The 19,885-nt window shown below is 36.9% G+C and carries 24 protein-coding genes and 1 tRNA gene; 16 read left to right on the plus strand and 9 right to left on the minus strand.

Annotated elements, in window-relative coordinates:
* Positions 1–64: 64 nt before the first annotated feature.
* Positions 65–397, plus strand: coding sequence for a hypothetical protein (locus tag HEQ36_RS13345; protein ID WP_053540941.1), 333 nt, complete (start codon positions 65–67; stop codon positions 395–397).
* Between the two features lie 326 nt (positions 398–723).
* On the opposite strand, the gene HEQ36_RS13350 is transcribed toward HEQ36_RS13345, so the two are convergent.
* From HEQ36_RS13350 to HEQ36_RS13380, 7 genes are all read right to left on the minus strand, one after another.
* Positions 724–796, minus strand: a tRNA-Ala gene (locus HEQ36_RS13350).
* Positions 797–837: 41 nt separating this feature from the next.
* A complete protein-coding gene (locus HEQ36_RS13355; protein ID WP_053540942.1) occupies positions 838–1,566 on the minus strand; it encodes an HAD family phosphatase in 729 nt (242 codons plus the stop codon).
* An 815-nt stretch (positions 1,567–2,381) separates the two neighbouring features.
* Complete coding sequence (locus HEQ36_RS13360) at positions 2,382–3,842, minus strand: S-layer homology domain-containing protein (protein WP_168635902.1); 1,461 nt, start codon at positions 3,840–3,842, stop codon at positions 2,382–2,384.
* 326 nt (positions 3,843–4,168) lie between these two features.
* The gene (locus HEQ36_RS13365) at positions 4,169–4,765 is read right to left on the minus strand and encodes a hypothetical protein (protein WP_325064601.1); all 597 of its coding nucleotides are present in this window, start codon (positions 4,763–4,765) and stop codon (positions 4,169–4,171) included.
* 38 nt (positions 4,766–4,803) lie between these two features.
* Positions 4,804–5,781, minus strand: coding sequence for a porphobilinogen synthase (gene hemB / locus HEQ36_RS13370; protein WP_168635903.1), 978 nt, complete (start codon positions 5,779–5,781; stop codon positions 4,804–4,806).
* Positions 5,782–6,187: 406 nt separating this feature from the next.
* A complete protein-coding gene (locus HEQ36_RS13375) occupies positions 6,188–6,547 on the minus strand; it encodes a DUF4870 domain-containing protein (protein WP_053540946.1) in 360 nt (119 codons plus the stop codon).
* Positions 6,548–6,582: 35 nt separating this feature from the next.
* Entirely contained in the window at positions 6,583–7,008 is a 426-nt protein-coding gene (locus tag HEQ36_RS13380; protein ID WP_027402988.1) for a Fur family transcriptional regulator, read from the minus strand.
* 214 nt (positions 7,009–7,222) lie between these two features.
* On the opposite strand from HEQ36_RS13380, the gene HEQ36_RS13385 reads away from it, so the two are divergent.
* The 10 genes from HEQ36_RS13385 (at position 7,223) to HEQ36_RS13430 (ending at position 13,772) form a co-directional block, all read left to right on the plus strand.
* Positions 7,223–7,795, plus strand: a complete 573-nt coding sequence (locus HEQ36_RS13385; protein WP_053540947.1) for a peroxiredoxin — start codon at positions 7,223–7,225, stop codon at positions 7,793–7,795.
* Between the two features lie 572 nt (positions 7,796–8,367).
* Complete coding sequence (locus HEQ36_RS13390; RefSeq protein WP_053540948.1) at positions 8,368–8,592, plus strand: hypothetical protein; 225 nt, start codon at positions 8,368–8,370, stop codon at positions 8,590–8,592.
* A 426-nt stretch (positions 8,593–9,018) separates the two neighbouring features.
* Complete coding sequence (locus tag HEQ36_RS13395) at positions 9,019–9,255, plus strand: hypothetical protein (protein WP_290707889.1); 237 nt, start codon at positions 9,019–9,021, stop codon at positions 9,253–9,255.
* A gap of 200 nt (positions 9,256–9,455) precedes the next feature.
* Positions 9,456–9,692: a hypothetical protein gene (locus HEQ36_RS13400; protein WP_290707889.1), complete on the plus strand. Its 237-nt coding sequence runs from the start codon at positions 9,456–9,458 to the stop codon at positions 9,690–9,692.
* Positions 9,693–9,892: 200 nt separating this feature from the next.
* Entirely contained in the window at positions 9,893–10,129 is a 237-nt protein-coding gene (locus tag HEQ36_RS13405; protein ID WP_290707889.1) for a hypothetical protein, read from the plus strand.
* A gap of 200 nt (positions 10,130–10,329) precedes the next feature.
* Positions 10,330–10,575, plus strand: a complete 246-nt coding sequence (locus tag HEQ36_RS13410) for a hypothetical protein (RefSeq protein WP_053540951.1) — start codon at positions 10,330–10,332, stop codon at positions 10,573–10,575.
* A gap of 187 nt (positions 10,576–10,762) precedes the next feature.
* Positions 10,763–11,008, plus strand: coding sequence for a hypothetical protein (locus HEQ36_RS13415; RefSeq protein ID WP_053540951.1), 246 nt, complete (start codon positions 10,763–10,765; stop codon positions 11,006–11,008).
* 210 nt (positions 11,009–11,218) lie between these two features.
* Positions 11,219–11,434: a hypothetical protein gene (locus HEQ36_RS13420; protein WP_053540952.1), complete on the plus strand. Its 216-nt coding sequence runs from the start codon at positions 11,219–11,221 to the stop codon at positions 11,432–11,434.
* Positions 11,435–11,510: 76 nt separating this feature from the next.
* On the plus strand, positions 11,511–12,674 hold the full coding sequence (locus HEQ36_RS13425; protein ID WP_053540953.1) for an aminoglycoside phosphotransferase family protein: 1,164 nt from the start codon (positions 11,511–11,513) through the stop codon (positions 12,672–12,674).
* A gap of 15 nt (positions 12,675–12,689) precedes the next feature.
* The gene (locus tag HEQ36_RS13430; protein ID WP_053540954.1) at positions 12,690–13,772 is read left to right on the plus strand and encodes a T3SS effector HopA1 family protein; all 1,083 of its coding nucleotides are present in this window, start codon (positions 12,690–12,692) and stop codon (positions 13,770–13,772) included.
* 45 nt (positions 13,773–13,817) lie between these two features.
* Here the strand turns inward: HEQ36_RS13430 and HEQ36_RS13435 are convergent, their stop codons facing one another.
* A complete protein-coding gene (locus HEQ36_RS13435) occupies positions 13,818–14,606 on the minus strand; it encodes a peptidylprolyl isomerase (protein ID WP_053540955.1) in 789 nt (262 codons plus the stop codon).
* A 194-nt stretch (positions 14,607–14,800) separates the two neighbouring features.
* Complete coding sequence (locus HEQ36_RS13440; protein ID WP_168635905.1) at positions 14,801–16,387, minus strand: glucose-6-phosphate isomerase; 1,587 nt, start codon at positions 16,385–16,387, stop codon at positions 14,801–14,803.
* A 182-nt stretch (positions 16,388–16,569) separates the two neighbouring features.
* Here HEQ36_RS13440 and HEQ36_RS13445 point away from each other — a divergent pair, with 182 nt between their 5' ends.
* The 5 genes from HEQ36_RS13445 to HEQ36_RS13465 all read left to right on the plus strand — a co-directional run bounded on the left by HEQ36_RS13445 (position 16,570) and on the right by HEQ36_RS13465 (position 19,664).
* Positions 16,570–17,703, plus strand: a complete 1,134-nt coding sequence (locus HEQ36_RS13445; protein WP_168635906.1) for a branched-chain amino acid ABC transporter permease — start codon at positions 16,570–16,572, stop codon at positions 17,701–17,703.
* A 56-nt stretch (positions 17,704–17,759) separates the two neighbouring features.
* Positions 17,760–18,329, plus strand: coding sequence for a Uma2 family endonuclease (locus tag HEQ36_RS13450; RefSeq protein ID WP_168635907.1), 570 nt, complete (start codon positions 17,760–17,762; stop codon positions 18,327–18,329).
* 88 nt (positions 18,330–18,417) lie between these two features.
* Positions 18,418–19,203: an ABC transporter ATP-binding protein gene (locus HEQ36_RS13455; RefSeq protein ID WP_148763403.1), complete on the plus strand. Its 786-nt coding sequence runs from the start codon at positions 18,418–18,420 to the stop codon at positions 19,201–19,203.
* Positions 19,204–19,216: 13 nt separating this feature from the next.
* On the plus strand, positions 19,217–19,447 hold the full coding sequence (locus tag HEQ36_RS13460; protein WP_148763401.1) for a type II toxin-antitoxin system HicA family toxin: 231 nt from the start codon (positions 19,217–19,219) through the stop codon (positions 19,445–19,447).
* The gene (locus HEQ36_RS13465; RefSeq protein WP_168503418.1) at positions 19,440–19,664 is read left to right on the plus strand and encodes a type II toxin-antitoxin system HicB family antitoxin; all 225 of its coding nucleotides are present in this window, start codon (positions 19,440–19,442) and stop codon (positions 19,662–19,664) included. The genes HEQ36_RS13460 and HEQ36_RS13465 overlap by 8 nt, the downstream gene beginning before the upstream one ends.
* Positions 19,665–19,885 lie beyond the last annotated feature (221 nt).

Raw genomic sequence — 19,885 nt, forward strand, 5'->3', positions numbered from 1 at the left:
AATAAGTAATTAATTGTAATTACACAAAATAACAACTCATTAATTTTGTGGAGATTTTGTCAATATGAGCCGCAATAATAAGAAAAATTCGACGAATCCCATCATCAGAACTATAAGATGCCATCTCAATGCTAAAGAAGATGTACTTCGTCAAGTATGGGAAGAAATGACTCAAAAAAATACTCCTTTGATTGTCCAATTATTGGAGGATGTAAGTGAACAACCTGAATTTGACACCAAGAAAGAAACTGGAGAAATCAGCAAAAAAGAAATTACAGAATTACGTAAATCTCTAACAAAAGATTCAGATTTAGAAAAACAGTCAGGTCGTTTTCGCTCATCAGCAGACTCTTTTGTGCAAGAAGTTTATTCGGCTCTTGCGTCTCTTTTATGGTGATTGAGGATTGATGATAACAAAACCCTTACGGGACAAGGGTTATAAACAATTATTTCCATATTTTCAATGAAATGCCTACAGAATAAGGCTTTCAATGATTTTGAACCAGGTTTTCCATAAAAATAACCGAAGAACCGTTTATTCTTCATGGCTTACTTTATATAAAAAACGAATAAGGCAGAAAGAAGGTAAAGAATACTTTCTCAATAATATACTCAAAAGTGATGTTGAACTTCTAGTGTTTCAACCGTCCTATCCATAGGTGGTGGGTTAAAAGAAGATTTACTTTAGTGGCGGTTGTTGAACATAATTATTTAATGGACAAATGGAGAATAGGAGACTCGAACCCCTGGCCTCTGCGGTGCGATCGCAGCACTCTACCAACTGAGCTAATTCCCCTTAGTCGTGCTTAAGTCAAAAACTTTAGCACACCATATATCTTAACACTCAGGAAGGACAGATTTCACATCTTTTTCCAAAAAAACTTCCTGTACCTGCTGCAAATCCAAATCAATCAGATAATCAATCGTCCAATTAGCTTGACGGTGTAGCATCTGGAAGGGATAAGTATTTGCTACTCCCACCACTTGCATTTGGGCGCATTTAGCAGCTTGAATACCTGCGGGAGTATTTTCAAGCACTAAACATTCATCAGGTTGTAAATTTAATTCTGGATATGCCTGATTTAAGCGATAAACCGCCAGCAAATAGCCTTCCGGGTTAGGTTTATTGCTGCTGATATCATCCCCCGACACAATCACAGAAAAGTATTCAGCTAATTTAGCAGATGTTAATACAAATTCTATTTCCGAGGATAAAGCATCACTAACTAACGCCATTTTGAGATGACGGGAACGAATCTGAAAAATCACATCTTCAATTCCCGAATACAAAGGCAATTCTTCCAGCTTCTCCAATTCCAGCACATAAGCTTGAGCTTTGCGGGTAAGTAACTGCATCATATAAGCTTCCGTCACCACCCTACCACGACTTTTTAACAGATTTTGCAGATACGCGCGAGAGCCTATCCCTAAAAAGTTTTCACGTTCTTTTACCCGTTGAGGTTGAAGATTTTCCTGTACAAGAATCTCATCTATCAATTGGATATGAATTGATCCATCTTTAATAATGACACCATTAAAATCAAATAAAACTGCCTTTAAACTCATAGTGCAAACTGGAAACAATCCTCCAGATTATCAGAGTAAATTACCGGAATACATTTAAGATTAACCCATTTTTGAAGATATACAAGAGTCAGATCCCCGACTTCTTGAAGAAGTCGGGGATCTTGTTTTGCTCTTGATTACGGATTTCTGTGCTGGGACCTGTTTATTTTTTGTAATCACGATATTCCACAACCTTGTAATTATACCCAAAATGGACGCATCCTCAAATTCAACTTAACGTAAAACCCATAGCCCGCCTGGGAATGAATTCATCTCGTTCCCAGTCTCTGACTGGGAATGAATTCTAGAAGGCTCTGCCTTCAATGATATTAGAGGCAGAGCCTCATCAACTGCATTCCTAGTCAGAGACTAGTAGTCTGTCAACCCGAAAATGACGGGTGAAGGCAAGTAGGGGGAGAAGAGAGGTAGGGGGGTAGGGGAGGTAGGGGAGGTAGGGGAGGTAGGGGAGGTAGGGGAGGTAGGGGAGGTAGGGGAGGTAGGGGGGTAGGGGAGGTAGGGGAGGGAAGAACAAAAGTTTTTTCGGATTATTACCCGTCAAAATAAATTTGACGAACTACTAGGAACGAGATAAGATATCAGTTGACAAAGTGATAATTCATATAAGACTCCGGTTTGATTCCTGATAGCGTTCACGTAGTGTGCCGAAGGCATAGCGTGGCATTAGCCATATGGAACGAAGTGAAATGAAGCAATTCCAAGGGTTGTGATTGCTTCCCTTCGCTCGCAATGACTGTAAATATTTTTGTCCAATTACTTAGTAGGGGCGGGGAAATCCCACCCTAAATCATATTGCTTTATTTTCCAGGTAAATCTGGTACTTCTCCAGCGCTCACCATTGCCCGATAAAGTAAAGCACAAACATCGGCTCTAGTGGCAACTTTTTTAGAATTTAGCAATTTCTTATTGGGATAATTAGTAATTACATTATTTTCTGTTAAAGCGGCGATAAAATTCCGATGTTCGTTTCTAATACTAGAAGCATCACTATAAACTGAAAGAATATTTTCTGTTGAACCAGTAAATTTATAATTCAATCCTTTGGCTAAAGTTATTAAAACATCTAGGCGATTCAGCTTTTGTGTGGGGTTAAAGTTTTTGCTGTTGAGAATAGTAAAAAAGCCCATTTCATAAGCTTCTCGAATGGCATCATAAGCCCAATATCGCTTAGGAACATCTTTAAAATTAATTGCTTCTCGAACTTTACTTTTAATAAAAACTTTTTGCAATAATGCTGCTAATTCGGCACGAGTTACTGGTGCATTTGGACGAAAAGAATCATCAGGAAATCCGCCAATTACTTCCATTGCAGCCAATTCAGAAATATATTCTTTAGCCCAATAGTTTTTAGAGATATCAGAAAATGAGACTTGAATACCCTTACCTACACCTATTGTCCGATATTCACTTAATAATTTGCCCAGTTCAAAACTGGAGTTGTCCTGAATTGGAGTCAACTTTACCAAACTACTAGGATTAGCAGTTAAGGCTTTTGCTAAGTTAGAATCAAAGGCATTGACAGATTTACCTGCTACAGCAAAATCACCTTCGCTAAAGGAGGTAGGATAAACGCCAGTGGTGGCAACTTTAGCAAATCCTGCGGCTTGATATTGGACAATATTGATCTTTTCCGAACTATTCAGGAAAGTAACTTTTTGGTTATTAACTTCCGTGAAGTAGTCATAGGCATTGGTATTATCAACAATGCTATCATTATTGGCATCAAAACCATAAAAGGTGCGGACTACTTTGTTTTCTGTGGGATTAGCAGATAAAATCAGGTTAACCGCAGTATTTTCCGGCAAACAAACAAATTCACTGTAACCAATAAAGCGATTACTGGTATCATACAAGCGGATTACAATGCGATCGCCTAATTTAAACCCTTTAACAAACTTAGCCTTTTGCTTAATCTTATATTTATAATCACCTAAAAACCTTTCTTGCCGATATTTATTGCCATATTTACTCTTAATAGAAACACGGGCAATTACTTCTTTGATTGTTCCACCAGGTTGCCATATATAAAGCGTGAATGCTGATTTCTTCTCTGGTGAAAAACTCGTATTAACGGGAATATCAATTGCTTCACCCTCAGATTGTCCCACTAAAAGTTGCGTTTGTGGAGAATTCCCTAATTTTGATGCAACTGGGGAAGAAAGTCTTGATACTGCTAATGCAGAAAATATTGGCGATAATGCGACAACAGAAACGGTTGCAACAACCAGCTTACTCCAACTTAAATTAATGGGATTCATATATTTTATCTCGCACCTGGCCAATGGACTAATGTTCTCTAGATCAAAAATTTCTAATGCTAGTGAACCGTACTGGTAACACAGGGCATTTTATATTACTTTTGTCAAAGAAGCAAAAAGGAGACAATTACCCATTACCAGTCTCAATGTGAACAAGCTGTTATACACGGCAGAATTTACAAAATAAATGTAATTATTAACACAGTTTAATTTTATGGATTTTGCGTAGGTAAGGAACGCAAATTTAATAACCTGCAATTCTGATGTAACCTGGAATGGTGCGTTACGCTGTCGCTAACACACCCTACTTTTGCACCTTATTTAATTCACATTCCTAACGGTAGAAAAACAGCAGGTGAAAGATGAAAAAACTCTGCTAACTCTTGGATGTGACTGACAGTGAGTTGGCTTTTTTCTGTTAGGATATCTAACACCATAGATTCTGTCTTAAATACAGGAATCAAATCTTTTTGATGAAAGCCATATTCTTCCATAAGAGCTTTGAGCAATTCTATTCCATAAATATCAGGAACAGGTCCTTTTGTTTGCTCGTATTCGTACACTAAAGTACCGAGTAAATCAAGATAGTCTTGCTCATCTGGTGTTAATGGAGTATTGTCTAACAGAGAATCAATTACATTTTGAGTAGCAAGCAGTTCCTCATCAGATTTGATAGGTCTAGGAGGGAAAGTTTGTAATAATTTAATGTAGCTTGGCGCTTTATCTGAGGTCTTAATCATAATTTTTACCTTAACACCCGTTACAGTCGGTGATGCTTTTATTAATAGCATGGCCACGCAAGCTATCAAAATCTTAAACTTTGCGTCTTTGCGCCTTTGCGCGAAATATAATTCGTACCGTAGTAATATCACATCCAAAATACCAAAAATCTCACGCCCAAACACAAAGCCACTCAAAATCATCTTTGCGCCTTTGCGCCTTTGCGTGAGACATTATCTTACTACAACCACCGAGCCGCATCCTTAGCGTGGTAAGTCAAAATCAAATCAGCACCAGCCCGTTTAAAGCCAGTCAAAGTTTCCATAACCACACGCTGCTCATCAATCCAACCATTTAAAGCCGCAGCCTTCACCATTGCATACTCACCAGAGACATTGTAAGCTGCCACAGGTAAATTTGTAGCTTCCTTAACGCGCCAGATAATATCCATATATGCCAAAGCTGGTTTTACCATCAGCATATCAGCACCTTCAGCAATATCTAACTCAATTTCTTTCAGGGCTTCGCGGGCGTTACCGGGGTCCATTTGGTAAGTGCGTCTATCGCCAAATTGTGGTGTTGAGTCCGCTGCATCTCTAAATGGTCCATAATAAGCCGAAGCATATTTAGCAGCATAAGACATAATGGGGATATCTTCAAATCCCGCCTCATCCAAACCTGCGCGAATTGCTTGAACAAAACCATCCATCATCCCCGAAGGTGCGATAATATCTGCACCTGCTTGAGCTTGAGAAACTGCGGTTTTCTTTAATAATTCTAAAGTTGGGTCATTTAATACTCTACCTGTTAAATCACCAACTTGTAAATAACCACAATGTCCATGACTTGTATATTCACATAAACAAGTATCAGTCATGACAATTAAATCAGGAAGGGCATTTTTAACTGCGGTTGCTGCCTTTTGAACAATGCCACAATCATGCCACGCCCCGGTAGCATCTATGTCTTTATCTGCCGGAATTCCAAATAAGATAATTGCGGGAATTCCTAAGTCATAAACCTCTTTAGCTTCTTCAACAATCTTATCTACTGAAAGTTGATAAACACCGGGCATAGATTTGACTTCCTTGGCAATACCTTCTCCAGGTACTGCAAATAATGGATAAATCAAATCGTTAGTAGTTAAAACGGTTTCACGTACCATACGGCGTAATTGGGTATGGCTACGCAGACGACGAAGACGATGTATAGGAAACATAAATTTTTATCACTGATTTGACGGATTTAATGATTTCACGGAATGAAGGATTGTATTCGTAAATAAAAAGGAGTTTAAATTCCTTTCTAAACGCGAATAGTGTGCCGTAGGCAAACTGTTTTTTCACTGAATGTAACAAAAAACAATAAGATGGACACAGAATAAAGCGTCACAAAAGCAAGTTTGTAGCTGGCTCTATTCAGACAAACTACAAGCAGTGCTTTAACTGTCTTTTGCCCTGCTGTTGATGAAGCTGTGGGGCAATTTTATATTTTACAACTTGATAGACATTTGCTTATAACAAATTTGCAAAAAACAATCTTAAAAAATCATGCAATTAATTTTGGTAAGTTGTTTAATCAAAAGTCTATGATTAATTAAATTACCATATTTTCCCTGATTTGATCTAAAGAACTCGAAAAATAAACGGATAACGACAAGGTTGATCAGGATTGCTAAAAACACCAATTAGCGCCCAAATTGTCAATCCCCAGTGGAGGATATAACCTAAACCTGCGAGTGGAAACAAGATGAATAATGGTACAATCAACCAACCAATCAGAAAAAACAATGCCCCCAGAATTGCTCCATATAACCAAACGTTAAAATGGAAATTGATAGATTCCTTGGCATTGTCTTTAACAACAGGATCATCTGATACAAATAGTATGGCTATAGGTAAACCAATGGAGACAATGGTGGTGCTAAAAAAAATTGCTCCATGACACAATGCTGATAATAATTTACGTTTATCGCTGTCGTACATTGTTTGCTCCTATTCAATTCTAGTTAATTATTATATCAAACATGAGTGCCGCAAGCATCGCACATTCCCTCAACTGTCACTTCATACCGTTCTACTTTTAACCCCTGTCGCAGTTGACTAACATCAATATTCGGGAAAGTATTCCAGTTGATATCTTCAATCGCGCCACAGCAGTTACAGCGGAAATGATGGTGGGGGGCAACGTTAGCATCATAACGAGATACACCTTCCTCTAATAGCACTTCTCGCACCAAACCCGCCTCTCGCAGTGCCTGGAGTGCCGCATATACGGTAGCTTGAGAGGAAGTGGGTGCTTCTTGATTCAAGTCCCTCAGAATTTGATCAACTGTCGGGTGATCTTCTCTGGCTAATAGGTTGGCATAAACGCCAAATCTTTGGGGGGTGACTCGCAACCCTCTATTTTTCAGGGTTTTGATAATATCATTAGCTTTTGGCTGCATAGGATTTACTTAGTTATATAAAGATATAAGCCCCTATTATAACTTTTCCTTTTTAAGAACTAAACTTTTTTAAAAAATACATTGTAAAATAAGTATTTATAACTATTGACTAATTCCTAAATCAGAATTATTCTGATTTACGAGATAAGCTACTGATGCACTAAGCAAAAGCAGCAGCACGAGTTAAAATCTTCCATCTAAGAAAGAGGTATTTATGACTGTTATTACTCACGTTCCAAATGTAGTATTCAAGACTCGTGTACGGGATGAATCTATAGGTGGACCCAATCCTTACACTTGGAAAGATTTAACCACACAAGAAATTTTTGCCGGTAAGAAAGTAGTATTATTCGCTCTCCCCGGTGCTTTCACTCCTACCTGTTCTTCTACACATTTACCTCGCTATGAAGAACTATTTGAGGAATTCAAAGCGCAAGGTGTTGATCAAATCATTTGTTTGTCAGTTAATGACGCATTTGTAATGTTCCAATGGGGTAAACAACAAGGCGCTAAAAATGTTTTCTTGTTACCAGATGGTAGCGGAGAATTTAGCCGCAAAATGGGAATGTTAGTTGATAAATCTAACATCGGTTTTGGTATGCGTTCTTGGCGTTATGCAATGGTTGTTAATAACTGCGAAATTGAAAAAATGTTCATTGAACCTGGTTTTCAAGACAACGCTGGTGATGACCCCTTTGAAGTATCTGATGCTGATACCGTTCTTGCTTACCTTAAAGGTGTAGAACGTCCTGCTGCGATCGCACCCCGTTTAGCATTTGTTGGTTAATTACTAAGCAGGTTGGCGTTGAAAATTGTCGTTATAGCAAGGCAATAGGCAATAGGCAAGAGTAAGAGGATGTTTGAAAAGTTTTTAATGTATAAACAAACCCCTCTGGTAAACCTCTCCAGTATTAAATGTTATTCCTTTTCCCTCTCCTTTTAGGAGAGGGTTAGGGAGAGGTGCGGGGAGATGCTTTGAAACCACCCTTCCAGCTAAAAAAAGTTTTTCTGCTTCCCTCTCCTTTTGGGAGCTACGGTGTACACACAAGTTATCGAATCACCATTATTTCTCAAATTACCCCACCCTAACCCTCCCCGATGCTTTGGGGAGGGAACATAAAGAAACTTCCACCTTTTGATAGAGGTTGATAGTTTTTAATTCATCTAAGGCAAGAGAAGTTACTGTTATGAAACTTCTTTTGCTTTTTTGTTTTGATAGACAAAAAGTTGGTAATTCTGTCCATTAAATCAGATATAAGAACTTGAATTTAGCCTATAAAAAACGAAAATACAAGAGAGGGAATGTTAAATTTATAGCTTTATTTTATCCCAGCTTAGATTGGGAAAGGAGAACCAATTATGCCGATAACCGTCTCTGATATATATCCTCTGGGTAGGGAACAGATTTTCAATGATCTCAGCATTGAGGAATTGACGAATATTATAGGTGGTTACAGAAGCCGACGCGGAAATTATCGGTCTACAGAAACCCCATTACCTCTTAACATAGATACTCAACTTCAAGACTGGAGGACAGAACTCAATACAATGATGGATGATCTCAGACAACGATTCGATACTTAAGAAACATAGCAATAATTGAACATTTTCCTAAAAATCGTGTGTTTTCATGCTTATGAACAGCTAACACACGATTTTTTCTATGATTTAAATTAAAAATACCATCTTCAGGAAAAGAGAAGATACTTTTGTCTTTGAATCTATACCTAATAAGTAATGGGACAGAATTAATTACACAATTGATTTTTCTGTTCCCTGTTCCCTGTTCCCTCTCTCAACGAGTGAATTTAATTTTGTCCGACTACTTATTTTATTAATAAACAGACTCAACTCATTTAATTATGTCTTTTTTAACTAGGTTTAAGCCTTGATTTTCACTAATTTTATGAATAAAAATTAAATCAGCAGTTAAGAGAAGGCACAAACCCAGCTTAACTGCTTTTCGCAAAGCATCAATTGATTGATGATTAATCTAGGAGGAAAGAAATCATGGCTAGTATCAAACTTTCTCAATTACAAGGTAACGGTTCTGAATTGTTCCAAGATTCCGAAAGCTTTTTAAACGAAATGAATGATGTAGATACCATTTCTATTCAAGGTGGTAGCGGTTCTGGAATCCATGATTTAGTACACTACAGTATTAAAGGTAAGGAGTTTGTTTTGTTAGGCTTTGCTATTGATAACGTTGTATCTCTAGCTAAATCATTTAGCTACAGCAATCACTAACTATAGTCATTAAAATACCTGAGATGAATAAGTAATTTTATATTACTTATTCATCCCATAAAAATCTGGTTAAGTTAAGGATTTATCGCCCTAATTCCTCTATTTTTTCAGGGGAATTAGGATTACCGATAAAAAAACAAGCTTAACTGCTTTTCGCAAAGCATCAATTGACTGATGATTAATCTAGGAGGAAAGAAATCATGGCTAGTATCAAACTTTCTCAATTACAAGGTAACGGTTCTGAATTGTTCCAAGATTCCGAAAGCTTTTTAAACGAAATGAATGATGTAGATACCATTTCTATTCAAGGTGGTAGCGGTTCTGGAATCCATGATTTAGTACACTACAGTATTAAAGGTAAGGAGTTTGTTTTGTTAGGCTTTGCTATTGATAACGTTGTATCTCTAGCTAAATCATTTAGCTACAGCAATCACTAACTATAGTCATTAAAATACCTGAGATGAATAAGTAATTTTATATTACTTATTCATCCCATAAAAATCTGGTTAAGTTAAGGATTTATCGCCCTAATTCCTCTATTTTTTCAGGGGAATTAGGATTACCGATAAAAAAACAAGCTTAACTGCTTTTCGCAAAGCATCAATTGACTGATGATTAATCTAGGAGGAAAGAAATCATGGCTAGTATCAAACTTTCTCAATTACAAGGTAACGGTTCTGAATTGTTCCAAGATTCCGAAAGCTTTTTAAACGAAATGAATGATGTAGATACCATTTCTATTCAAGGTGGTAGCGGTTCTGGAATCCATGATTTAGTACACTACAGTATTAAAGGTAAGGAGTTTGTTTTGTTAGGCTTTGCTATTGATAACGTTGTATCTCTAGCTAAATCATTTAGCTACAGCAATCACTAACTATAGTCATTAAAATACCTGAGATGAATAAGTAATTTTATATTACTTATTCATCCCATAAAAATCTGGTTAAGTTAAGGATTTATCGCCCTAATTCCTCTATTTTTTCAGGGGAATTAGGATTACCGATAAAAAAACAAGCTTAACTGCTTTTCGCAAAGCATCAATTGACTGATGATTAATCTAGGAGGAAAGAAATCATGGCTAGTATCAAACTTTCTCAATTACAAGGTAACGGTTCTGAATTGTTCCAAGATTCCGAAAGCTTTTTAAACGAAATGAATGATGTAGATACCATTTCTATTCAAGGTGGTAGCGGTTCTGGAATTCATGATTTAGTATACTACAGTATTAAAGGTCAGGAGTTTATTTTGTTAGGCTTTGCTATTGATAACGTTGTATCTCTGGCTAAATCATTTAGCCACAGCAATCACTATAGTCATTAAAATACCTGAGATGAATAAGCAATTTTATATTACTTATTCATCCCATAAAAATCTGGCTAAGTTAAGGATTTATCGCCCTAATTCCTCTATTTTTTCAGGGGAATTAGGATTACCGATAAAAAAACAAGCTTAACTGCTTTTCGCAAAGCATCAATTGACTGATGATTAATCTAGGAGGAAAGAAATCATGGCTAGTATCAAACTTTCTCAATTACAAGGTAACGGTTCTGAATTGTTCCAAGATTCCGAAAGCTTTTTAAACGAAATGAATGATGTAGATACCATTTCTATTCAAGGTGGTAGCGGTTCTGGAATTCATGATTTAGTATACTACAGTATTAAAGGTCAGGAGTTTATTTTGTTAGGCTTTGCTATTGATAACGTTGTATCTCTGGCTAAATCATTTAGCCACAGCAATCACTATAGTCATTAAAATACCTGAGATGAATAAGCAATATGAAATTACTTATTCATCCCATAAAAATCTGGTTAATTTAAGATTTTATCATCCTAATTTCCATTAAATAACAGGGGATAAGGATCTTAGATAACTGACGAAACCAGATTAAATAATCAATTAATATCTGGTGTTTGCTTACACTTTACGGCTATGACAATTTTATAATTAGTGGGTATTAAGCAAATGGCAAGAATTACAATTTCCGATTTAAACACAACCCAAGAAAAATTATTAATTCATGAAATTAGTAGTATAGAATCTGTTTCTATAGTTGGGGGAAATAGGGGTAATTTTCATGAATTAGTCAAGTTCGGAATTAAGTCTATGGAGTTCATTTTATTAGCCTATGCTATAGATTCTATTTCCTATTTAGGAAGTTCATTTAATAGCAATTATTAAACCTCATCTTCTATGCAATCAGCCTATATTTTGTTAATTCGCCAACCCATTGTTAACTAATCTTTCATGTAAAGCTATGCCACTTCTCATAAGTTCTACCAACGTTTTTGACTACTTGGTTAATCGGGGAATTTGTCCCCCACAAGATGAATCATTAAGCAAAATTGAGTTAAAACCAGCTAAAAACTTTAATTTATTAGTCAGTTTACCACAGGAACGTCAAATCTTAGTTAAGCAAGAGCGTCATGATCGAGATGGTAAGACTTTAGGTGAATTTAAAGAAGAATGGAGAATTCATGATTTTTGTCAAAAATTCCCAGAAATAAATCACTTACGTTCATATTTATCAGAAGCAATTCATTTTGATTTAGAAAACTCCATTATGGTGTTTAACTATCTAAATGAATATCAAGATTTGGCAGAATTTTATGCCAAAGATCAGGTATTTTCTCCTGAAATTGCTCAGTTACTTGGTACGATGCTGGCAAAAGTTCATCGTTCAACGATAGAAAATAAAAATTATCAAAAGTTCTTTAAAAATTCTCTAGAGGGTGCAAATTTGAGCAAAGGATTAGATAGAATTACACCACAAATATTCGGTAATCTTCCTGCTGATGGATTGAAATTTTTTGCTCTCTATCAACGTTACGATAATTTAGGAAAAGCAATTGCAGAATTAAATCAGGCTTTTATGCCTTGTTGTCTAACTCATAATGATCTTAAACTCAATAATATTCTTTTATCTTTGAATTGGGAAACAGAAATTGAAGAGAAATTACCTGGAAATAAAAATATTCTCAGACTGATTGATTGGGAAAGAGGTGATTGGGGAGATCCTGCTAATGATTTAGGAACAATAATCGCCAGTTATCTGCAAATTTGGTTATATAGCATAATCGCTAGTAAAACTATACCTATTGAAGAATGTTTGCGTTTAGCGGCTATTCCGTTATCAATGATTCAACCTTCTTTATCAGCATTAGTTACTGGTTATTTAGCTAACTTTCCAGAAATTTTAGAAGTTCGTCCAAACTTCTTGCCATTAGTGATGCAGTTTAGCGGTTTAGCCTTAATTAGAGCTATTCAAGCTAAACTGCAATATGAGAAAACTTTCGGTAATTCAGGTATCTGTATTCTTCAAGTTGCTAAGAGTTTATTATGTCGTCCCCAAGCATCTATTTCCACAATTTTAGGAATGGAATTTTCAGAAATAATCTCTAAAAATTTATCTCTTGCTTAAATAAGGAAACCCTATATGCAAGTATTAGATTCTCTAGATAGTCAACTTTTTCAACTACCACAGGAATTACAAACATCTCTGCAAAATATTGCTAATTATCTGGAAATTGAATCATTTTATGCTATTAAGCACCCAGAATATAACTTATTAGCATTACCAGAATCAGTTATTTCTCGCTTTCAAAATTTACCATTGGATATTCAAAATAAACATTTAAGTATCCAATTACGTAATTTTCTCTACAGTGCTTATTATAATGGTTCTTGGCATGACTCTAGCAATGCCGATTCCCAGGATAATAATTTAAGTAATAATAGCTTATTTGGCATAGATTTAGCTTTCTATGAACGACTACATACAAGTAATAAAGGCACAGGCTATTGGAGTAAAAATTGGCTGGTAGTTAATGAAGAAACTGATGGATCTTTGGCGGTTCATAAAAATGGTTTGACTTTGCATATTGAGCGTGATTTATATTTATCACAGATTGATAAATATGCTACTCTTGGTAACTTAGTGTCCATCAAAATGCCTAAAAATCTAGTTCAAAATGGATTTTATATGGCAGTGTCTAATCTAGGAACTCAAGACAATCAAGATATTGTCAGAATCTACTTTAATGTATCACCAGAAGGAGCAGCATCAGTGATGGATAATGTGACTAGAGAGTTCAATAATATGCAAGTTGCGTTCTCTTTTAAAGCTCTATATAATCCTGATGAATATAAACGTTATGATTCAGCAGTGCTTTATTTCAGTAAGCATCACTATAAAACTATTCATCCTATACTGCAAAAGATATATTTAGAAAATCGAGACAGTTTTTCTCAAGAAGTACCTTTGTTTACTAAGCCACTGGCACCGGGATTAAGTTGTGCTGAAGAACCAGAAGATAAATTTGGTGAAAAGGAAAGTTTTGGTACTAATCGTTGTCAAATGATTGCTAATGGTTTAATTGCTGCTTGGCAAGGGGGGAATAATCATCCTGAAAGTCGTATGAAAGCTATTTTTGAACAATTTGCATTACACAAAATTAAGCTAGAATATCCTTATCTTAATGCCCACTCAGAAGATATTTATACTCCCTTGAATTACTAAGATCCAAGATCCCCGACTTCTTAGAGAAGTCGGGGATCTAAAATTTTAACTAGCTTCACTAAATATTTCTATTGGGGAAGGAGGAGAATTTATTTGATCTCCTAATGTGGCGACAATTTCTAATTTATTAATTTGCTCTTTTAACCAATTAGTAAATAAATCTCCGAGAATAGCTACGCGCATTTGTTCATTCAATTCGGGGGCAATGATTTCTTCAACTATAATGATATGGACTCCTTTGGGTGTAACGACTGGTTTAATAATTTCTGGGGGATTAGCTGCAAAAACTGCGGCAGCAATTTCTGGTCGAAAATCACTGCGTTTGCGGATACCTTGATATCCTCCAGCGCGACGAATTTCGGGATTTTCGATATATTGACGAGCCACTTCTTGAAAACTAATTTCTCCTTCTTGGAGGGCATAAAATATTTCTAAAGCTAGATCTTCATCATCTAATATGACTTCATAGGTGACTACTCCGCTATAATCAAGTTGGTGAGCATAAAAGAATGGTTCAACTTTCTCGGCAAATAAATGATGAGCTAATTTTGCCGATAGGAGATTAATGTTGGCGATTTCTTCAAAGTTATCTAAGGTAAGATGATGTTTTTGTAACCATTCCCAGGTGTCTTCTGCTTTAATCAGGTTGTTAACTAATCGTAAACTATCTGCGGTTTGTTGTAATTCTGCTATTTCGATGGTAATGCCTTCTTTTTGGGCAGTTTCTGTAATAATTGTTCTGGTGGCGATCGCTTCTAATAAACTAGGAATTTGACAAGATATTTTGAGGTGATAAATAATATCTTCTTTGGATATTTTTACAATATTGGACATAATTTAATCTCCTGAATTTACTGAATTTATTAAAAATTCTTTTTTCTTGCTTAAATAAGTTATTAGCGTATCTATCATATTTACCTAATATGTTATTTTTTTATCTCTATCTAATGATACTTTTAATATTTTTGATAATTTATAGCCACAAAACAAGATCCCCGACTTCTTAAAGAAGTCGGGGATCTAAATTTTTAACCGAGAGAAACAGTTAAACTTCCAGGTTTAGCTAAATCACCAGTTAACACCACACCCCGATTATTAGTGTGTAAATGACGGAGAATTTTGTAAATTGCTTCCACTTCTTCAGCAGCGCCGGACATATCTGCAAGTTCAGAAATAGAAAGTGCTTTTTTCTGGGTTTGCAACACTTCTAAAACTCGTTTTTGTAAATCCAGAATCACAGCAGCGGCTTTTTTACCAGCTTCCACACCTGGTTGATGATAAGCATTGACATTTACTAAACTGGCATATAAACCTACAGCCCGTTCATACAATGCAATTAACGCGCCAACTGTGCGAGCATTAACTTGAGGAATGCTGACTGTAATCGAATCGCGGTGATTCTCATACAATGCTTGACGAGTTCCCAACAAGAAACCACAGAGATAATCACCAGTAGTCACACCAGGATCAACTTCTACGGATTTTCCTTGACGATCTTCCAAAACTTCAATCAAGGTTGCAAAGAAGTTGGGGACACCTTCGCGCAATTGTTGCACATAAGCGTGTTGATCGGTTGAACCTTTGTTACCATAAACTGCAATCCCTTGAAATACAGTTTTCCCATCTAAATCTTTTTCTTTACCCAAAGATTCCATGATCAGTTGTTGCAAATAGCGACTAAATAGCAACAGGCTGTCTTTGTAAGGGAGGACTACCATATCTTTTTCACCTTTGCCATTTCCTGAGAAATACCAAGCAAGGGCTAATAAAGCGGCTGGGTTGTTTTTGAGATTGGGGACGCGGGTGGCATCATCCATTTCTTTTGCACCATCCAGCATGGCACGGATATCAATGCCCTGTAATGCCGCAGGTACTAGCCCTACAGCGGACATTTCTGAGGTACGTCCACCTACCCAATCGTACATGGAAAACCGGGCTAACCAATTTTCAGCTTTGGCGACTTGATCCAGGTTGCTATCTTGTCCGGTAATAGCGACTGCATATTTAGCAAAGTCTAATTTTTTGGCTGTGTAGGCTTGTTTAACCTCAATCATGCCGTTGCGAGGTTCGGGTGTGCCTCCAGATTTGGAAATGACTAATACCAAAGTGGTGGCTAGTTTATCGCCAAGTTGGGCAAGAACCCGATCAATTCCGGTGGGGTCGGAATTGTCTATAAAGTGAATTTGTAGGGGTGGTAGGTCGGGAGATAGGGCTTGGGCGACAAATTGGGGACCCAAGGCTGAACCACCAATACCAATGGAAATGATATCTGTAAAGCGGCATTCCTTGGGGGGATGAATTGCCCCGGTGTGTACCTGGTCGGCAAAAGCTTCGATTTGTTCTAAGGTTTGAACTATTTCTTGGGTGAGTTCGGGGGTGGGGGCTAAATCTGGATTCCGCAACCAGTAATGTCCTACCATGCGGTTTTCGTCGGGATTGGCGATCGCCCCTTTTTCTAATTCCACCATATCCGCAAACGCTTTGTCAAACTTAGGCTGCAATGATGCCACAAACCCATCATCAAACCGCATTCGACTAATATCTAGATATAGTCCTAATCCTGGATGAAAATACAACCAGTCCTGGTATCGTTGCCAAAGTACCCTAGAATCCATAGGGAAATCTCAAATAAAGTGTTGGTCAAACACAAGTTTAATGTATGCTTTTGGCGATCCCTGCTTTGTCTTATACAGTTTTTAATAGAATAACGGATATAGAGGGGTTTCAGTTTACATTGCGTTACATTAACGGCTGATAACTGACAACTCAAACATGACCAATGACAACTAGCTAAATTATGATCGAATATCTGATTTTTCTCGCCATTTCTACCGCCACCTTCGCCCTGTTCGGACTAGGACTCAATCTCCAATGGGGTTTTACCGGTTTAATTAACTTTGGTCATATTGCTTTCATGACTTTGGGTGCGTATACGACGGTTTTATTAAGTCTCAAGGGCGTACCATTGCTGCTATCGGCGGGAATCGGAGCAGTTGTTGCCGCAATGCTTGGTTTAGTAATTGGCTTTGCAACTTTGCGGTTACGCGAAGATTATCTTTCAATTGTCACCATTGGTACAGGTGAATTAATTCGATTAATAGTCAATAACCAAGATTTACCTGTAGGTAATACGTGGATATCGGGATCTTTCGGTGTGCAAAGTTATGTTATCCCTTTATCAACAACTCCCAATTTATTTTTCCGGTTGGTAATGATTGGAGTATTAACTTTATTAGCAGGAATCACATTATTTTCTCTATGGCGTTGGGTGCGAACTGCTCAAATTTCTGCAAGTAATAATATAGTTAGAAATAGTAGTATTCAACAAGAATTTACCTCTCGGTTAATAGTCGGAATTGCTTTAGGGTTATTAACTGCTGCAATTTATATTTCTGGTGTTATTGGACTGTATAATTATAATCCCAAAGCCGGGTTAATGTTGTTCATATTATTAATTTTAGCTTTTGTTTTTTGGCGGTTGGAAATTTTAGTGCGATCGCCTTGGGGAAGAGTGCTAAAATCTATTCGTGAAGATGAAGAAATTCCCAAAGCCTTAGGCAAAAACGTTTTCTCCTATAAACTACAATCATTAATGTTAGGTGGGGCAATTGCGGGGATTGCTGGAGCATTTTTTGCCTGGCAACTAGGCGCAATTTACCCCGATAACTTCCAACCCCAACTTACCTTTGATGCCTGGATTATGGTAATTTTAGGTGGTTCTGGCAACAATCTGGGAACTATTTTAGGTGCAGTCATTTTCTTTACCTATGATGCCCTCACTAGGGAATTTTTACCCAAAATTGTCCCTTTAGATGTAGAACGGATTGGTGCATTTCGGATCATGTTTATTGGCTTACTTTTAATGGTGTTGATGATTTGGCGACCTCAAGGTATTTTAGGGAAAAAGGAGGAACTGACTCTTGGTAAATAATTAGAAATTTGTGATGTTAAAATAGTTGATACAAGCCGTTTATGGGAGGAATAGCCATGATAGTTGCAACTGCTAACAAGATGACTTTTGAGGAATTTCTTAATTATGACGATGGGACAGATAATTTATATGAATTTGAGAACGGAGAATTAATTCCTATGCCTTCTGAAAGTGAGCTAAATTGTCGGATAGCGATGTTTTTAGTGGCCTATTTTCTGAAATTAGGTATTCCATATTATCGGTTAAGAATGAAAACAGAAATTGCTGTGAATAGTCGGCAGGTGGGAGTGCGTGTTCCTGATTTGGTGGTGTTTTCTGAAGAATTAGCTCAGGTAATGCAGGGGGCTACACGCTCCCTAATTTTAATGGATATGCCGCCGCCTCTGTTGGTGGTTGAGGTAGTGAGTCCAAATCAGGAAAATCGTGATTATCGTTATAAGCGTTCTGAGTATGCGGCGCGGGGAATTACTGAGTATTGGATTGTTGATCCAATTGGGCAAAAAGTGACGGTTTTAGAATGGGTGGAGGGTTTTTATGAGGAGCAGGTTTATAGGGAAGATGATATAATTTGTTCGCCTCTATTTAGTGATGTAAAGTTAACTGTGGCTGAGGTTTTACAGGGATGAAATTTGATGAACTCCGACAATTTTTATTTGATAACAATCATTAAAAACCAACAAAAAACCTAAAAATGAAGTTGAGAAGAAAATTATAATGGTAAATAATATCGCATCACCCCAACTACCTCTTTTAGCTGCAACTGGACTTTGTAAAAATTTTGGCGGAATTAAAGCAGTTCAGGAAGCAAATATCGAAGTTATCAAAGGTAGCATTACTGGGTTAATTGGTCCAAATGGGGCTGGGAAAACTACTTTATTTAATTTACTCTCTAATTTTATTCGTCCTGATAAGGGTAGAGTGATTTTTGATGGTGAACCCATTCATCAATTACAACCATACCAAATTGCCCAACAGGGATTAGTGAGAACCTTTCAAGTTGCACGGGTTTTATCGAAGTTATCAGTATTAGAAAATATGCTTTTGGGAGCGCAAAAACAAACCGGGGAGAATTTTTGGCAAGTGCAATTTCAACCCCACATTATTGCTAAGGAAGAAAAGCAATTAAAAGAACGAGCAATGTTTTTGTTAGAATCTGTAGGCTTAGAAAAAAAAGCCGCTGATTATGCCGGTGGTTTATCTGGGGGACAGCGGAAACTTTTAGAAATCGGTCGGGCATTGATGACTAATCCTAAGTTAATATTGCTAGATGAACCTGCTGCTGGCGTAAATCCCAGATTAATTGATGACATATGCGATCGCATTCTAGCGTGGAATCGTCACGACGGCATGACATTTTTGATTATTGAACATAACATGGACGTAATTATGTCCTTATGTGATCGAGTTTGGGTATTAGCTGAAGGACAAAATCTAGCCGTTGGTAGCCCTACAGAAATCCAAAATAATACCAAAGTTTTAGAAGCATATTTGGGACAATGATATTATATTAGATATGCCCAAAAAAATTAGAGAACTGAAAAATTTATTACTGCAATCAGGTTTTACTTGTCGGACTGGAAAAGGTAGTCATACTAACTGGTATCATCCTTTATTATCTGGACGAGTTACTATATCAGGTAAAGACGGAAAAGATGCAAAAGAATACCAAGAGAAAGATGTTAGTAACGCCATCAAAAGAATAGAAGAAATAAAAAAAGCTCAAGAGGAAGCACAAAATGAATAATCATTACACAATCATTATTCAATGGTCAGAAGAAGATAAATGCTTTGTGGTAAGTCTTCCTGAATGGGGAGAATTTTGTCATACTCATGGAGACACTTATGAAGAGGCTTTAAAAAATGCCCAAGAAGTTTTAGAAATGCTGATTTCATCTTATTTAGAAGACGGACAACCAATACCCGAACCGCAAATTGTCGGCAAGTCATTAACAGCAGCTTAATTGTAAGAATTAGGCAAGAGTAATTTTGATGGTGAACTTATTCACAATTTGCAATCAGACTATAGCGGTTATCGCTAGGATGCAATATAATCGAGGGCGCAGACCCTGCGCCCCTACAGATTTTGCGATTGGCTGACTCTAAGTAGGTGAACACAATAAAACCAAACTGTGTAAAGAAACGTAAAATCGCCCAAACCCTCTTCACTCTTGCCTCTTGCCTC

The organism is Anabaena sp. 54 (genome assembly GCF_017355725.1).
Classification (GTDB): domain Bacteria; phylum Cyanobacteriota; class Cyanobacteriia; order Cyanobacteriales; family Nostocaceae; genus Dolichospermum; species Dolichospermum heterosporum.

Bases quoted from the DNA above. Each gene is read 5' to 3' on its own strand.
- HEQ36_RS13365 (WP_325064601.1), bottom strand. From the start codon at position 4,765: ATGATTTTGAGTGGCTTTGTGTTTGGGCGTGAGATTTTTGGTATTTTG.
- hemB (WP_168635903.1), bottom strand. From the start codon at position 5,781: ATGTTTCCTATACATCGTCTTCGTCGTCTGCGTAGCCATACCCAATTA.
- HEQ36_RS13395 (WP_290707889.1), top strand. From the start codon at position 9,019: ATGGCTAGTATCAAACTTTCTCAATTACAAGGTAACGGTTCTGAATTG.
- HEQ36_RS13460 (WP_148763401.1), top strand. From the start codon at position 19,217: ATGCCCAAAAAAATTAGAGAACTGAAAAATTTATTACTGCAATCAGGT.
- HEQ36_RS13355 (WP_053540942.1), bottom strand. From the start codon at position 1,566: ATGAGTTTAAAGGCAGTTTTATTTGATTTTAATGGTGTCATTATTAAA.
- HEQ36_RS13415 (WP_053540951.1), top strand. From the start codon at position 10,763: ATGGCTAGTATCAAACTTTCTCAATTACAAGGTAACGGTTCTGAATTG.
- HEQ36_RS13440 (WP_168635905.1), bottom strand. From the start codon at position 16,387: ATGGATTCTAGGGTACTTTGGCAACGATACCAGGACTGGTTGTATTTT.
- HEQ36_RS13455 (WP_148763403.1), top strand. From the start codon at position 18,418: ATGGTAAATAATATCGCATCACCCCAACTACCTCTTTTAGCTGCAACT.
- HEQ36_RS13410 (WP_053540951.1), top strand. From the start codon at position 10,330: ATGGCTAGTATCAAACTTTCTCAATTACAAGGTAACGGTTCTGAATTG.
- HEQ36_RS13390 (WP_053540948.1), top strand. From the start codon at position 8,368: ATGCCGATAACCGTCTCTGATATATATCCTCTGGGTAGGGAACAGATT.
- HEQ36_RS13375 (WP_053540946.1), bottom strand. From the start codon at position 6,547: ATGTACGACAGCGATAAACGTAAATTATTATCAGCATTGTGTCATGGA.
- HEQ36_RS13345 (WP_053540941.1), top strand. From the start codon at position 65: ATGAGCCGCAATAATAAGAAAAATTCGACGAATCCCATCATCAGAACT.
- HEQ36_RS13400 (WP_290707889.1), top strand. From the start codon at position 9,456: ATGGCTAGTATCAAACTTTCTCAATTACAAGGTAACGGTTCTGAATTG.
- HEQ36_RS13385 (WP_053540947.1), top strand. From the start codon at position 7,223: ATGACTGTTATTACTCACGTTCCAAATGTAGTATTCAAGACTCGTGTA.
- HEQ36_RS13420 (WP_053540952.1), top strand. From the start codon at position 11,219: ATGGCAAGAATTACAATTTCCGATTTAAACACAACCCAAGAAAAATTA.
- HEQ36_RS13425 (WP_053540953.1), top strand. From the start codon at position 11,511: ATGCCACTTCTCATAAGTTCTACCAACGTTTTTGACTACTTGGTTAAT.
- HEQ36_RS13435 (WP_053540955.1), bottom strand. From the start codon at position 14,606: ATGTCCAATATTGTAAAAATATCCAAAGAAGATATTATTTATCACCTC.
- HEQ36_RS13380 (WP_027402988.1), bottom strand. From the start codon at position 7,008: ATGCAGCCAAAAGCTAATGATATTATCAAAACCCTGAAAAATAGAGGG.
- HEQ36_RS13465 (WP_168503418.1), top strand. From the start codon at position 19,440: ATGAATAATCATTACACAATCATTATTCAATGGTCAGAAGAAGATAAA.
- HEQ36_RS13360 (WP_168635902.1), bottom strand. From the start codon at position 3,842: ATGAATCCCATTAATTTAAGTTGGAGTAAGCTGGTTGTTGCAACCGTT.
- HEQ36_RS13445 (WP_168635906.1), top strand. From the start codon at position 16,570: ATGATCGAATATCTGATTTTTCTCGCCATTTCTACCGCCACCTTCGCC.
- HEQ36_RS13405 (WP_290707889.1), top strand. From the start codon at position 9,893: ATGGCTAGTATCAAACTTTCTCAATTACAAGGTAACGGTTCTGAATTG.
- HEQ36_RS13430 (WP_053540954.1), top strand. From the start codon at position 12,690: ATGCAAGTATTAGATTCTCTAGATAGTCAACTTTTTCAACTACCACAG.
- HEQ36_RS13450 (WP_168635907.1), top strand. From the start codon at position 17,760: ATGATAGTTGCAACTGCTAACAAGATGACTTTTGAGGAATTTCTTAAT.